Source organism: Sporosarcina sp. Marseille-Q4063, from assembly GCF_018309085.1.
In the GTDB taxonomy this organism is placed as follows: Bacteria; Bacillota; Bacilli; order Bacillales_A; family Planococcaceae; genus Sporosarcina.
In genome coordinates this window covers 1,298,507-1,313,078 of record NZ_CP070502.1, presented here as the reverse complement: position 1 = coordinate 1,313,078, position 14,572 = coordinate 1,298,507, and the positions used below count along the sequence as shown (strand labels likewise).

The following is a 14,572-nucleotide window of genomic DNA, read 5'->3' as shown; positions in this document are numbered from 1 at the left end:
AAAGAACGCCTTTCGTTCAAGCCTTCAGCAGGGAAGAATGAAGTTCAATTCTTCTTAGTCGGGGCTAGACGGGCCTTGCGCTTTTGTTAAGATAATGCAGTAATGATTCGTTGGACGCCATCTTTAACTGTAGAAAGAGGGCACGCAACGTTCATGCGTAGAAAACCAATTCCAGATTCTCCGTATTTCGAACCCGGTTCAAGAGCGATTCTCCCTTTGGTTAATAATTTATCCATCATCTCTTTTTCAGAAAGGCCGGTATCGCGATAGTCAATCCACAATAAATACGTACCATGCGGTTTGTTTATCTTTATGCCAGGCAGTGATTCTTCTAATTCCGTAATCACATAGTCCATATTCGAAGAGATTATTTCAAGAAGCTCAGAAAGCCATGGTCCACCTTGCGTATAGGCAGATTTTACAGCAGCCGCAGCAAATGGGCTAAGTGACATCTGCCCGTGTGCCAATGCGTTTTGTTCAAGCTTTGCACGAACTTCTTTATCAGTCGCAATCATGATAGCGGCTTGAACGCCCGCAAGGTTAAATGTCTTCGTTGGTGCGACACATGTAATAATTCGATGTGCTTCATCACCGGCAATTGCAGCTAATGCGATATGTCGGTGTTCAGGGAAAACAAGATCCGCATGAATTTCATCAGATAAAATAAAGACGTCGTATTTTGCACAAAGTTCAATCATTTTTATAAGTTCCTCTTCAGTCCAAACAATCCCCCCAGGATTATGCGGGTTACAAAGAATAAACAATTTCACATTTTGTTGAAGCGCTTTTTCAAATTCCACAAAATCAATCGAATAGTTTCGATCCTTTTCAATCATCACGCACTCAACGATCGTACGCTCCATAAGTTCGGGAACTTGAAAAAACGGCGGATAGACAGGCGGAGTAATGAGAATGCCATCTCCATCCTCGGTAAAAGTTTCAATAACCGTTGCAATCGCTGGGACAACTCCATGATGGAATAACATCCATTCATTTTCCGTTTTCCAAGAATGCCGTTGTTCAAGCCATGATTGAATACCGTCTTTACATTCATCGCATATGTATGAATAGCCAAAAACTCCGTGGTCGAGCACTTCTTGCATCGCATCAATGACAACTTGCGGGGCCGCAAAATCCATATCAGCAATCCACATGGGCAATATATTGGATGCATTTTCGATGCCGTAAACTTCTTCTAACCGATCCCATTTAATGGACCGTGTTTCACGTCGGTCAATGAATTCCTCGAAAATACTCATAAAACTCCCCCTTTTCTTTTTCCATTCCTATGCTATCATATAATTAACCAAATAAAAATAAGGTGAATTAGTAATGGAAACTATAGCTATGAATAAAAAAGCAATCAGTATACTAGAAAAATGGGACCCGTTCGACGAAGGTGAAAAAGCATATGAATTAGAAATCGTGGATGTCATAGCCGAACTACATCGACTCGATCACCCTGCAGATCTTGCAAAAAAGATTCGGGAGATTTACGAACACTCATATGAAATGTGGATTCCAATCGAAAAATGTGTTCAAATTTCCTATAAGCTTTTAGCGATAAAATATGAAGCGAAATGCATTGTATGAAAAAACAACCTATGGAGTTAAAAATCCATAGGTTGTTTTTTTATAATGTAATCTCAATAATCCAAGCGATAAAAATAATGGCGATTGCAACAGGGGCCGCAAATCGAACAAGAAATTTCCAAAGGGCATGTATCGCTGGATGCGTATTTAATTCGTCTATCGTTTGCTTTTTCGTCAAAACAAATCCTGCGAATATAGAAATCAATAATGCGCCAATCGGCATACCAATTCGACTCGTTAATAGATCAGCAAAATCGAAAATAGTTCCGCCGAACACATTTACACCAGATAATAATCCAAAAGACAATGCGCTTGGTATCCCAATGATGAAAATAAGTAATCCGAATACCCAAGCAGCCCTTCTCCTGCGATCAACACGCTTACGAATACCTGTTGATACGACAATTTCCAACATTGAGATCGAGGATGTTAATGTCGCAAAAAGCATTAATATGAAGAAAATAATCATAAATAGATTCCCAAACGGAATTTGTTCAAAAATAGCCGGTAATACAACAAAGATTAAACCAGGTCCTTCAGCAGGAGATTGCCCTAGTGCAAAAACTGCCGGGAAGATAACGAGTCCCGCCAAAATTGAAATAACAATGTTCAATAGGGATACATTCAACGCGGATTGCCCAAGGCGCTCTTCCCTAGATAAATAAGAAGCATACGTCAACATTCCAGTCACACCTACACTAAGTGAGAAAAACGCTTGACCAAGTGCAAGTATAAATGTTTCACCCGTTAGTAAAGACCAATCCGGCACAAATAGGAAACGTACACCTTCCATCGCACCTTCAAGTGTCAATGACCGGATGGCTAAGATGATGAAAAAAATAAATAAAAGCGGCATCATCCATCTACTTGCTCTTTCAATCCCAGCTTTAATCCCGCCTTGCACAATCCAAATGGTTAACAGCATGAACACCGCTTGCGAAAGCAATATTTCAATGGGATTAGCGGTAATTGAATCAAACATCAAACCATAATCCAATCCATTAAGCTTAAAGATTAACGCCCGTGCTAAATAAGACAAAATCCAACCGCCGACAACGCTATAAAAAGACAACACGATAAATCCGAAAGCGAAACCTAGCCAACCAATGAGGTTCCACTTGCTGCCGGGGGCCAACCGCTTAAATGTTGTCACAGCATCTGCTTGTCCCATTCGACCTATAACAAATTCGGCAAGAAGTATAGGAAGGCCAATTGCAATCGTACTAATAATGAAGAGCAGAACAAATACGCTACCGCCGTTTGTTCCTGCCATATAAGGAAATTTCCAAATCGCACCGAGTCCAATCGCACTACCGGCTGCGGCAAGGATAAACCCGATTTTCGATGTCCACTGTTCACGTGGCGCCATAATTCATCACTCTTTCTATTTGCAAACATTTTTTCATTGTACATGAATACATAAAGAAATACATCAGAAGTGAAACAAATCCTACGAAAGTGACGTATTACGTATATAGGTAAGAAAGTGGGGGAGATGGTAAGCGGAAATCACAAATCAGTTTCGCCTGGAGATAGAAGAATCATACAAAGAAATGTGGCAACCGACGAGAAAACCCGGAAAAATTAAACTGAATAATTTGTACTTTCTGGTATAATAAGATTGATGAACAGTTGTCGGGGAAGGGGCTGGCCGTTAGTGCAAGAAAACGAACTCATACGAAATGCAAAAAACGGGGACTTTACAAATTATCCGGAATGGATCAACAAGCATTCTGGCAGCATGATACGATTCGCATTTCAAAATGGACTTTCTTTGGAAGAGGCAAACGAGGTGACGATGGATACATATATTATACTTCGTAATGAGTTAAGACGCCTTGATGAAAATATGCCATTACTAATGACACTTTATAAAATCTTGCTGGAAAAGCTGTTGCGATATAATTCAGCGGAACCCGTTCCTGAAGACGCGCTCCCATTTAAAGAAGATACACTTCTTCATATTAAAATTGTAGAACTTGATGAGAAATATCGTATTCCTTTTATTTTATCTTTTTATCATGATTTAACTAACGAACAAATATCCATTGTTATCGGAGAATCCGCAGAAGATATTGAAATAACCATTCAAGCTGCAATCGAGTTGCTCGGTGAAAACAGAAAAAGTCTTGAATTTCTTAAGAAATCCTACAATCGCTTATCCGTAAAATTTAATGCTGAACAGATATTCGGATCCATTGTGCAACAGCCCATCATTAAATCAAAAAAGAAGTCGATAAGTTGGGCAATTATAAGCGCAATAGCTTTAACAATTATTATAATTTTATTGCCATTATCCTTCACGAATAAGAAAGAAAAGCCGATTGTTAATGCTATCGATGTGGAATCTTTCGCAAATATAGAAGAAAAATATAAAACCGAACGCGCGAAACGACAAGAAAAACTTCAATTGGAAGATGCGCGGTTCGACCAGCTGAATTTCATTAGAAAAGCAGATAAGGAAATAATGGATATAAAAGATTCAATGGATCGTGGAGAAATTCCAAGAAATCTGGAAAAGAAAGTCGAAAACATCGTGGAACACTTAAAGTTGCCATCTGAAATGGTAGCTGACCTTCAACTAGAACCACTCTACGAAAGCGAAAGTGCGAGTATCGAACATGCCATGATATATAAGGAGAAAATTGTCGACTTAATCACCATGTACAACGGCATTCTTTGGGACAACCGGGAAACGATTGAAGCGTTTGAAGGGGGAAGGCAAAAAGCATCATTATTAATGCTTTCAAAAGCTGAATTTCCAAGTGAACTACAACATGCGATAGACACAATGCGTAAGCAATCTATCCAAATATGCGCAAAAAATAACACATTCGAAATTAATGCATGTTATTATAAATCGTCAATTCATGATCAATTGAGCTATCTCTATCATCAAAGTGCTCGTGCATATGTTGGTATGATGACTTATGATTATTATCTTAATAATGTCAATATGGTTTTTAGTCCGAACTGGATTGTCCAGGAATTAGCTGAAATGCAACAAGCTATTATACAAATTAGTAAAGATGAAAGTTTTTACAAAGAGTTGGAAACCAATTTTTCATCTTTTTTTTGCGAAGTTATGAAAGGAAAAAACCTTATTAAAGAAATGGAAGCAGAAGGAAGGGTACCCACTTTTTATCAACAAGCATGGAGAACTTTTAATTATCAAGATGAAACGGCGTTGCCAATAAGTTACCTTGTACAACCAATCATTGAGGAAATGGAAGTATCCGAATGGCGGAATTCAGAAAGTTGGGATCGATTAACTCATGAATCTATCATTGATGTGCTTAAACTTGCACAAGAAGGTAAACTAGAGGAAATCATGTTCGGTAAAAAGCCAACGCTTGTTAACGAAAAAATCGACCTGCCCAACAAACTTTATTCAACGAAAATAGAAAAGCTATATAAGGAATTCAAAAAAAATTACGACAGAACCATATTTAAAGAACTATCACCTATTTATGTAGCCGGCGTCTATGACTACGCAAATGAAATGGAAGATCCAATGACGATGTTGAAATTATTCAACTTTGATACCGAGGGGGTATATGAAAACGAAGCTGAAGATTGGAGAGCTACTTTTATTGCAGACTGGCAAAAAGGGTTTTCACTATTTGAAGAAGCGACCTCTATCGAATTCTCCAATGAAAACATAGAGCGATTTGGAAGAAACTATTACGCTTATGTAAAAATCGGAAAAGATCAATTAGAAGATCAATATATTCCGCTTTGGATCGATAGAAGCGGGGAATTTTATCTGCAAGAATTAGTGCATAACCCGCTTCCTTCAAGCGTAGAAATCCCGGAAATGGACATCGCTTCGATTGACAAAGAATGGATAACATATAGATATGATTATTTCACCGAATCGAAGTCATTCGATGAAATAGATTATATGACGCCAATCGACATAATCGCAACCTATTTTCACGCCGGACAACAAGGGGATTTCGAAACACAATACGCTTTCTATTATCAAGGTGATGGAACTACGGTTATTGACAAAGAACAATACCTTAAGAAGCCAAACATATATTTTCCGATGAATATGGAAAATCTATACAAGACGATTTCATTTAAAGGATTAGAACAAGATGGGAATGGAAACTGGCCCGGTATTGCAACGCTAACGGTCAATGAAGAAACAAATCCTAGCAATGAATCGATAGTAGAAATCAACATGATGTGGACAAAACACGGTTGGCGCATCGTCTATCCTTTGAAATAAGGGGCTTCAAAGTTTGGTACGATAGAGCAGGGGGATGATTATTATTACGGATGTCGAGTTTTTTAATCAACTAAAGACGGGTGACCGTGAAGCTTTTGTAAAATGGATGGGAGATCACTCAAAAAAAATAGAGCAACTCGCAGTCCAATACGGATGCAGTTCGCTTCAAGTCCAGCAGATAACTGAAGCGACGTTCAGGAAGTTATATAACCAGCTAACTGAAGTAGAAGACGAAAATCACCTTCGTTTATTCATGTATAAGGCTGCTTTAATATTAATAAAAAATATGGAACAGCCAGATGAAAAAGAAAAGTTGTTGCCCTTTGAAGAAGATCAACAACTTCATGAAAAAATTATCAGCCTTGAAGATGAAAATAAGATTGCCTTACTACTATTCTATTTTCATGGAATGACAGAGAAAGAAATTGAATTTATTACAGGCCTTCCAGAAAATGAAGTAATGAATTTAATTGCAGAATCACGTGAAAAACTGGGTAGAAATCAACTGCAAATCGAGAAACAATTAAAGTTTTTAAGTAAATCATATGAGCGACTTCGTTTTTCATTCACATATGAAAATGTTTTTGAGGAACAGCAAGTCAAAAGTGAGCCAATACTAAAACCTAAATCATCAAAAAAAGTTCTGCTATCATGGATTGCCGGGATTGTTACATTATTAACCCTCATCACGGTTTCAGTTGTGACAGGAGAGGAATACCAAAGGTCTTCAACTGAAAAATATATAGAACGCCTGAAAATCTCATTCGAAAAAGAAGTGGAAAATCAATTCGATAAATTAGGTTTTCCTGAAACAATTGAAGAAAACGATTATGGATTTGCAAGTGGATTAGCAGGAACCCCGCGCAGAGATTTTGATTCGATGATCAGGCGTTACGAAAGACTACTCAGTAGAAATGAACCAATCGATAGGAAAAAAATCAAGAATGAATATGAAGAAATACTTGAACAATTACAATTGCCGTCTGAAATGGCGGAACAATTAATTAAAAATCCTTTGACAAATGATAAAAGAAAAAGTGAACAATTCATCAATTCATACTTGGAGAAACTTTCCTATATTCAAGAATCTTTTTATTCGATTTATTACGACCATCACCAAATCATCGAAGATGCGTTGGTTGACGAAGAAATTGACATCGAAAAGTTCATGGCAAAGAAGGATATGTACCCCGAGGACTTTCAAAAAATCCTAACAGGTCTAGAAAAACAAAATTATTATCCAGTATCGATTCCGAATGTCGCACCGTTCTATCCGAAATACCAGACCAATGAATTCAGCAAGAAAATTAGAAATGCACTTCACGAAGACGTAGGTGGTTATATGACAATGCTCGAAACCGAGCCTTTGTTTAACGTGCAAAGCCTTGATTTTTCATTGAACCAATCAATAGACTACTTAATCGATATGGAAAAAACATTACTTGCTTCTGATCAATCTGCTATGCATTACGGGATGCTATCGCATACGTACTCGACGTTATTTAGCGCATTAGTAATCGACGAAAAGAAAAAAGGAGTTTATGCTGAACATAGCGAAACGGTTGAAATATTCGATGAACATGGAGCGGTAAAAGAAGAATATCGTGCCATTTGGGAAAAGATTGCAAACATCGGCGGAGATTCACCAGCCGCTTTTATCATGAAGAAAATCATTGGCGAGATGAAAGCGAGCGATTGGAAAAAATCGAAAAGTTATCAGCGATTGAATCAACATCATATTTACGATGCATTAAGCTATGCACATGATAATAGATTGAAATTATTCACTATCGAGGAATTCATTGGATACGGGACGATGACAACATATGTTCAAGATTCCGAATATCAATTAGAAGTTAAAGAGTTATATGAAAACTTCTCTTATGATCATAATCTAATGACTTTAGAAAATGCGAATCCTCTAATCATTATCGGTGTTTACTATTATGCAAATGAACTAGAAGATCCTGAGACGATGTGGCAGCTCTTCAATCATGAATATGTAACAGTTTCATATGAAGACTATATGAAAAACTGGACGAAAACTGATTCTATACTGGAACAAGTCGAGTCGATATTTGTAGAGATGGTAGGAGATGCAAGCATTAACGGTTCGCATATTGTCCCGGTCGGTTATGAAAAAGATGGCACAATCGGTCTTGAGAAGGATGGCACTGTCGATTATTTCGCAAGAATGATTTACGACAATGCAGATGGAATCTGGACGATTTACGAGATTAAATAAGTGAATACAGCATGCTTTTTTGCCCGCTATATGCATTCATGATATAATTTAGATGGCCCTATGGCAGATACGATATAAAAAATTGGGAGCTGTTTCAAATGGCGAGAAAGTATGAAGCGGGAGAAAAGCTCACAGGAAAAGTAACGGGCATTCAACCCTATGGCGCGTTCGTCTCACTCGATGAAAACACGCAAGGACTGGTCCACATTTCCGAAATCACATATGGTTTTGTAAAAGACGTAAACGAGTTCTTATCTATCGGAGAAGAGGTAGAAGTTAAAATCTTGGAAGTCAACGAAGAAGCCGAAAAAATCAGTTTGTCGATTCGGGCACTCCAGGAAAAACCAGTAACTGATCGTCGAGATGAGCGTACACGCGAATCCTTACAAGAACGCATTAAAGAAAGAGATTCAGAAGGTTTTAATTCATTGAAAGAAAAGCTTCAAGATTGGATCGAACAATCAGGTCAATATTAAAATGAGAGGAGGCGATTATGCCTACCTCTCATTTTTTATTTTTCGCAAACGATATTGTAAACTTTGCCGACTCATTCCTAAGGCATTCGCCGTTTTTGTAACATTGTCATCATGAAGCTTCATCGCTTTATTAATATAGTACTCTTCAGCAGCATGCAAATATTCATCTAGCGGCAGCAACTCTTTGTTTCGGTAGACAATGAAATCTTCAATGGACTGATCATCCGCATTGCCAGTTTTCACCCTGAAATGAAGTGGTAACATATTATACGTAATAACCGTTTCGGTCGAAGAAAGGGAAGTCACTTCGTCCAACAAAATTTCAAGTTCGCGCATATTCCCCGGCCAATTATATTGTTTAAATAGCTTCTCTACTTCAGGTGTAATCCCTTGAATCACGCTATTATAGCGTTCGCTTCTTTGTTCCAAATAGGCGGAAATGAAAGGCATAATATCCTCAAGTCTTTTCCGAAGCGGCGGTATACGAATCGCAAAAGAAGAAAAGAAATAATACAATTCCTTCAATAAGTTTCCGGAGGCTATTAATTCAACTGGATCGTCTCCAATACTGGCGATAAATTGACGATTGCCGCTATCCGATTTCGACAGCAAGGCCAACAACTTCTTTTGTAAAGGGATGGATAATAATTCGATTCGCTCACAAAACAACGTGTAGGAATCAGACTCATTCAAATCCTCAAGTAACCGGTCGATAAGGAACGGATCCGAACTATGACAATGCAGCGTATAAAAGTATTGAGGTGATGGGGATAATGCATTATGGATACTTTCTGCAATCAGCTCTTTTCCGGTACCTGTTTCCCCAATTAAAAGAACGGATAACTTAGCCTTTGCTGCTTTCTTGGCGGTCGAAATCACAGTTTTCATTGAAGATGAATAGGCGACGATTTCACTGAACGTTGTCGGTTTATTAGATTTTGAATCTGGTTGATGCAAAACCTTTTCCAATGCTGTTATATCTCGTGAAAGTTCAATTGCCCCTATTAAGTTCCCATTTTCGAAAACGGGATACGTATCATTGACAGTCGTAATTTCAATCCCATTTCGATTCCAATACGTTTGTTTAACATTCAATAACTCATTTCGGCTTTGTAAAACTTTAAGCAAAGTGCTCTCTTCATGTTCAAAATTAAACAACTCCAAAATAGATCGATCTTGAACATCTTCAAGCGCAAGCCCTTCAATTTGCTTCATTTTATTATTATAAATAATTGTATTGCCGTGATTATCTATCGCATGGATTCCAAGTGCTGCATGTTCAATTGCAAATGCATAAAACGGGGAAAGCGCATCTATCTTTTTTCGCATAAAACTCCTCCAATCGACTTGTTAAAAAGAAAAAGGACTAATAAAAGTAATAATACTTGAAATAAGCAAGAATCTTTTGCATTATTATATATGTAATCAATTACAAAGTGCAAATATTTTTTGCACCGTATATTATTAAAGGAGGAAATTATTATGATCCCATACAAACATGAGCCATTCACAGATTTTACTAATGAAGAAAATACGAACGCATATCTCAGTGCATTAAAACAAGTAGAAGGGTATCTAGGCGAAGACTACCCATTAATCATTGGCGGAGAACGTGTAACAACTGATGAAAAATTAGTTTCCACAAACCCATCAAATAAAGAAGAGGTAATCGGGCGTGTATCAAAAGCAAGCCAAGAACTTGCTGAAAAAGCGATGCAAGTAGCAGATGAAACTTTTAATACATGGAGAAAAGTCAAGCCAGAATTCAGAGCGGATGTTTTATTCAAAGCAGCTGCAATCGTACGTCGTCGAAAAGCTGAGTTTTCAGCACTCTTGACAAAAGAAGCAGGTAAACCTTGGAATGAGGCAGATGCAGACGTAGCTGAAGGAATCGACTTCCTGGAATATTACGGCCGTCAAATGCTCGACTTGAAAGAAGGCATGCATGTAGAAAGCCGTCCAGGCGAATATAATCAATTCCACTACATTCCACTAGGAGTAGGCGTTGTTATTTCTCCGTGGAACTTTGCATTCGCAATCATGGCTGGAACAACTGCCGCTGCACTCGTAACTGGAAATACAGTACTACTTAAACCGGCATCAACAACACCAGTTATTGCATTTAAATTTATTGAAGTGCTTGAAGAAGCAGGTATGCCAGCAGGAGTCGTTAACTTCATCCCAGGTTCAGGTTCAGAAGTCGGCGATTACCTAGTAGATCATCCAAGAACGCGTTTCGTATCATTTACAGGTTCACGTGAAATCGGAACGAGAATTTATGAACGTGCTGCGGTTGTAAATGAAGGACAAATTTGGTTGAAACGTGTTATCGCGGAAATGGGCGGTAAAGATACCATCGTCGTTGACAACCAGGCGGACCTAGAATTAGCAGCACAAGCCATTGTAAAATCAGCATTCGGTTTCAGCGGCCAGAAATGTTCAGCATGTTCGCGTGCAATCATTCATGAAGAAGTCTATGATCAGGTTGTAGAACGCGTTGAAGAACTGACAAAAGAATTGACTTACGGAGATTCCTCGGATAACTCGAACTTTACTGGACCAGTTATTGACCAAGCTTCATTCGACAAAATCATGAGCTATATCGAAATTGGTAAAGAAGAAGGTCGTCTAGTTGCTGGTGGTACGGGTGACGATTCCAAAGGATACTTCGTCGCACCGACAGTATTTGCAGACCTGGATCCAAAAGCTCGTATCATGCAAGAAGAAATCTTTGGCCCAGTTGTTGGCCTATCGAAAGCGAAAAATTTCGATGAAGCAATTGAATTTGCCAATAACACTGACTACGGCCTAACAGGTGCAGTTATTACGAATAATCGTGAGCACATCGAACAAGCACGCGAAGATTTCCATGTCGGAAACCTTTACTTTAACCGTGGCTGCACAGGCGCAATTGTAGGTTACCAGCCATTTGGCGGCTTCAATATGTCTGGTACTGACTCGAAAGCGGGCGGACCAGATTACTTGCAACTCCATATGCAAGGAAAAACAACTTCAGAAACACTATAAAATAGAGAAGAAATACGATAATATAAACATGAACCACTTGAAAAGATTGTCTCTTCGTATATGAAGAGACAATCTGCTATTAAAAAGGAGGGAATTATGTGTCAGTATCAAAAAATGTAATTGAGCAAACAGAAAAGTTTGGTGCGAATAATTATCATCCATTACCAATTGTTATTTCAGAAGCAGAAGGAGTTTGGGTGAAAGATCCAGAGGGTAATAAGTATATGGACATGCTTGCAGCGTATTCAGCCGTTAACCAAGGTCACCGTCATCCCAAAATTATCAATGCACTGAAAGAACAAGCGGATCGTGTAACACTAACATCACGCGCGTTTCATAATGATCAACTCGGTCCATGGTATGAAAAAGTTTGTAAGATTTCAGGAAAAGAAATGGCTCTTCCTATGAACACGGGAGCTGAAGCTGTTGAAACAGCTGTTAAAACAGCGCGACGTTGGGCTTATGATGTAAAAGGTGTTGCCGATGGACAAGCAGAAATTATCGGTTGCAATGGAAACTTCCATGGACGTACAATGACTGCCGTTTCATTATCGTCTGAACCAGAATATCAACGCGGATTTGGTCCAATGTTACCTGGTATAAAACTAGTTTCATATGGTGATATCGATGAACTAGAAGCAGCGATTACACCAAACACGGCAGCATTTCTGATTGAACCAATTCAAGGCGAAGCAGGCATTATTATTCCTCCAGCAGGTTACATCAAAGCGGCACGCGACCTTTGTACAAAACATAATGTGTTGTTTATCGCAGATGAAATTCAAGCCGGTTTAGGTCGTACAGGTAAAATGTTCGCATGTGAATGGGAAGGCATCGAGCCAGATATGTACGTACTAGGAAAAGCACTGGGCGGCGGGGTATTCCCGATTTCATGCGTTGTCGCAAACGAAGACATTCTTGGCGTATTCAATCCTGGTTCACATGGATCGACATTTGGCGGAAATCCAATGGCATGCGCAGTCTCGATTGCATCTTTAGAAGTCATTGAAGATGAAAATCTTTCGGAAAACGCATTAGAGCTCGGCAATTATTTCATGGATGAATTAAAGAAAATAAACCATCCTGATATTAAAGAAGTAAGAGGGCGTGGATTGTTTATTGGCGTCGAATTGGCTGTAGACGCTCGTCCATATTGCGAAAACTTAAAAGAACTGGGCTTACTATGTAAAGAGACACATGATACGGTAATCCGTTTTGCACCGCCACTCGTTATTAATAAAGAAGAAATTGATTGGGCGTTAGAAAAAATCAAGCAAGTTTTTGCTTAAAAAGATTAGTTTCAAGACGTCTAGCAATATGTTACAATGTTATCGAAGAAAAAATTTTAATCAAAGAGGCGAAAAAACAATTGACTGATAATATGAAGCTGTTAACGTCCACGCAAGATGTCATTAAAGAAGCTCTTGATAAACTCGGTTACGATGATGGAATGTACGACCTTCTTAAGGATCCAATTCGTATGGTTGAAGTACGGATTCCTATTCGTATGGATGATGGTAAAGTTAAAGTGTTTACAGGTTTCCGTGGCCAGCATAACGATGCAGTTGGTCCGACAAAAGGCGGCGTGCGTTTCCATCCTGACGTAGACTACATTGAAGTGAAAGCACTAGCAATGTGGATGACATTAAAATGTGGAATCGTTAATCTTCCGTATGGTGGAGGTAAAGGTGCAGTTATCTGTGATCCGCGTGAAATGTCCATGGGCGAACTTGAGCGTTTGAGCCGTGGTTACGTCCGTGCGTTGAGCCAAGTAATGGGACCAGCAAAAGATATACCAGCACCAGACGTATTCACAAATGCTCAAATTATGGCATGGATGATGGATGAGTATAGTCGAATTGATGAATTTAACTCACCAGGATTTATTACTGGTAAACCGATTGTTCTTGGAGGGTCTCAAGGTCGAGACCGTGCAACAGCAGAGGGAGTAACAATTGTAATTGAAGAAGCAGCGAAGAAACGCGGTATCGATATGAAAGGTGCTCGTGTTGTTATCCAAGGTTTCGGAAATGCAGGAAGTTTCTTATCGAAATTCCTTCATGATGCAGGTGCAAAAGTAATCGGAATTTCTGATGCTTACGGTGCGCTTCACGATCCTAACGGCTTAGATATTGACTATTTACTTGATCGTCGCGACAGTTTCGGCACGGTAACAACTCTTTTTGAAGACACGATTACCAATAAGGAACTCTTTGAACTAGATTGCGACATCATCGTACCAGCTGCAATAGCGAATCAAATTACTGAAGAAAATGCACATAATATAAAAGCAAGTATAGTTGTTGAGGCGGCAAACGGCCCGACGACGGCAGAAGCAACACAAATACTTACTGAACGTGGAATACTTCTCGTTCCAGACGTATTAGCAAGTGCGGGTGGAGTAACTGTTTCATACTTCGAATGGGTACAGAACAATATGGGTTATTATTGGTCTGAAGACGAAGTTCGTGAAAAGTTAACAGAGAAAATGGTAGAAGCGTTTGAAAATGTTTATACTACCGCTACAACACGTAATATAGATATGCGCTTAGCGGCATACATGGTCGGCGTTCGCGCAACTGCGGAAGCATCACGTTTCCGTGGATGGGCGTAATAAGAACAAAAGCGCATGGAGCTAGATGTAAAAAGACATTTCCCGATATAAACCGGGAGATGTCTTTTTTTATATTTCTTCCGGACTTGTGGCATGCACCTTGACAACGTCTCTGCCTCGCCACTCTTCAAAAAGTAATCCAAGATTGAGAAGTCCTGCAACGCCAATAACAATATAAATGAGTCGGGCAATCGGCTCCGCTGAACCACCTGCTAATTCTGCGACAACGTCAAATCGAAACAGCCCAGCAAGACCCCAGTTTAATGCACCAATAATGACTAAGGCGAGGGCGATTCTTTGCACAGTTTCCATCTAAAGCACCTCCATACTAAGTATGTCCATTTGTTAATAATAAATACCAGGTACATTAACTTTGCAAT

11 protein-coding genes are annotated in these 14,572 nt (G+C 39.0%); 7 read left to right on the top strand and 4 right to left on the bottom strand.

Annotation, left to right across the window (positions count from 1 at the left end; genetic code table 11):
* Window positions 1-86: 86 nt before the first annotated feature.
* Window positions 87-1,259 (bottom strand): MalY/PatB family protein, encoded by a 1,173-nt coding sequence (locus JSQ81_RS06770; protein WP_212606915.1) that lies wholly within the window; start codon window positions 1,257-1,259, stop codon window positions 87-89.
* Window positions 1,260-1,332: 73 nt separating this feature from the next.
* Here JSQ81_RS06770 and JSQ81_RS06765 point away from each other — a divergent pair, with 73 nt between their 5' ends.
* A complete protein-coding gene (locus tag JSQ81_RS06765) occupies window positions 1,333-1,593 on the top strand; it encodes a DUF1871 family protein (RefSeq protein ID WP_212606914.1) in 261 nt (86 codons plus the stop codon).
* Between the two features lie 40 nt (window positions 1,594-1,633).
* Here the strand turns inward: JSQ81_RS06765 and JSQ81_RS06760 are convergent, their stop codons facing one another.
* Window positions 1,634-2,962, bottom strand: coding sequence for a sodium-dependent transporter (locus JSQ81_RS06760; RefSeq protein ID WP_212606913.1), 1,329 nt, complete (start codon window positions 2,960-2,962; stop codon window positions 1,634-1,636).
* A 288-nt stretch (window positions 2,963-3,250) separates the two neighbouring features.
* Between JSQ81_RS06760 and JSQ81_RS06755 the strand changes: the two genes are divergently transcribed.
* The 3 genes from JSQ81_RS06755 (at window position 3,251) to yugI (ending at window position 8,551) form a co-directional block, all read left to right on the top strand.
* A complete protein-coding gene (locus tag JSQ81_RS06755) occupies window positions 3,251-5,830 on the top strand; it encodes an RNA polymerase sigma factor (RefSeq protein WP_212606912.1) in 2,580 nt (859 codons plus the stop codon).
* A 34-nt stretch (window positions 5,831-5,864) separates the two neighbouring features.
* Window positions 5,865-8,075 (top strand): RNA polymerase sigma factor, encoded by a 2,211-nt coding sequence (locus JSQ81_RS06750; protein WP_212606911.1) that lies wholly within the window; start codon window positions 5,865-5,867, stop codon window positions 8,073-8,075.
* A 98-nt stretch (window positions 8,076-8,173) separates the two neighbouring features.
* Window positions 8,174-8,551, top strand: coding sequence for a S1 domain-containing post-transcriptional regulator GSP13 (gene yugI / locus JSQ81_RS06745; RefSeq protein ID WP_212606910.1), 378 nt, complete (start codon window positions 8,174-8,176; stop codon window positions 8,549-8,551).
* Between the two features lie 21 nt (window positions 8,552-8,572).
* Here the strand turns inward: yugI and JSQ81_RS06740 are convergent, their stop codons facing one another.
* Window positions 8,573-9,880: an AAA-type ATPase lid domain-containing protein gene (locus JSQ81_RS06740; protein WP_212606909.1), complete on the bottom strand. Its 1,308-nt coding sequence runs from the start codon at window positions 9,878-9,880 to the stop codon at window positions 8,573-8,575.
* A gap of 150 nt (window positions 9,881-10,030) precedes the next feature.
* On the opposite strand from JSQ81_RS06740, the gene pruA reads away from it, so the two are divergent.
* The 3 genes from pruA (at window position 10,031) to JSQ81_RS06725 (ending at window position 14,192) form a co-directional block, all read left to right on the top strand.
* Window positions 10,031-11,578 (top strand): L-glutamate gamma-semialdehyde dehydrogenase, encoded by a 1,548-nt coding sequence (pruA, locus tag JSQ81_RS06735; protein WP_371812541.1) that lies wholly within the window; start codon window positions 10,031-10,033, stop codon window positions 11,576-11,578.
* A 98-nt stretch (window positions 11,579-11,676) separates the two neighbouring features.
* Complete coding sequence (locus tag JSQ81_RS06730; RefSeq protein ID WP_212606907.1) at window positions 11,677-12,867, top strand: ornithine--oxo-acid transaminase; 1,191 nt, start codon at window positions 11,677-11,679, stop codon at window positions 12,865-12,867.
* Between the two features lie 80 nt (window positions 12,868-12,947).
* Complete coding sequence (locus JSQ81_RS06725) at window positions 12,948-14,192, top strand: Glu/Leu/Phe/Val family dehydrogenase (RefSeq protein ID WP_212607578.1); 1,245 nt, start codon at window positions 12,948-12,950, stop codon at window positions 14,190-14,192.
* 69 nt (window positions 14,193-14,261) lie between these two features.
* On the opposite strand, the gene JSQ81_RS06720 is transcribed toward JSQ81_RS06725, so the two are convergent.
* Window positions 14,262-14,504, bottom strand: coding sequence for a DUF378 domain-containing protein (locus JSQ81_RS06720; protein WP_212606906.1), 243 nt, complete (start codon window positions 14,502-14,504; stop codon window positions 14,262-14,264).
* Window positions 14,505-14,572 lie beyond the last annotated feature (68 nt).

Bases quoted from the DNA above. Each gene is read 5' to 3' on its own strand.
- JSQ81_RS06770 (WP_212606915.1), bottom strand. From the start codon at position 1,259: ATGAGTATTTTCGAGGAATTCATTGACCGACGTGAAACACGGTCCATT.
- JSQ81_RS06765 (WP_212606914.1), top strand. From the start codon at position 1,333: ATGGAAACTATAGCTATGAATAAAAAAGCAATCAGTATACTAGAAAAA.
- JSQ81_RS06760 (WP_212606913.1), bottom strand. From the start codon at position 2,962: ATGGCGCCACGTGAACAGTGGACATCGAAAATCGGGTTTATCCTTGCC.
- JSQ81_RS06750 (WP_212606911.1), top strand. From the start codon at position 5,865: ATGATTATTATTACGGATGTCGAGTTTTTTAATCAACTAAAGACGGGT.
- yugI (WP_212606910.1), top strand. From the start codon at position 8,174: ATGGCGAGAAAGTATGAAGCGGGAGAAAAGCTCACAGGAAAAGTAACG.
- JSQ81_RS06740 (WP_212606909.1), bottom strand. From the start codon at position 9,880: ATGCGAAAAAAGATAGATGCGCTTTCCCCGTTTTATGCATTTGCAATT.
- JSQ81_RS06720 (WP_212606906.1), bottom strand. From the start codon at position 14,504: ATGGAAACTGTGCAAAGAATCGCCCTCGCCTTAGTCATTATTGGTGCA.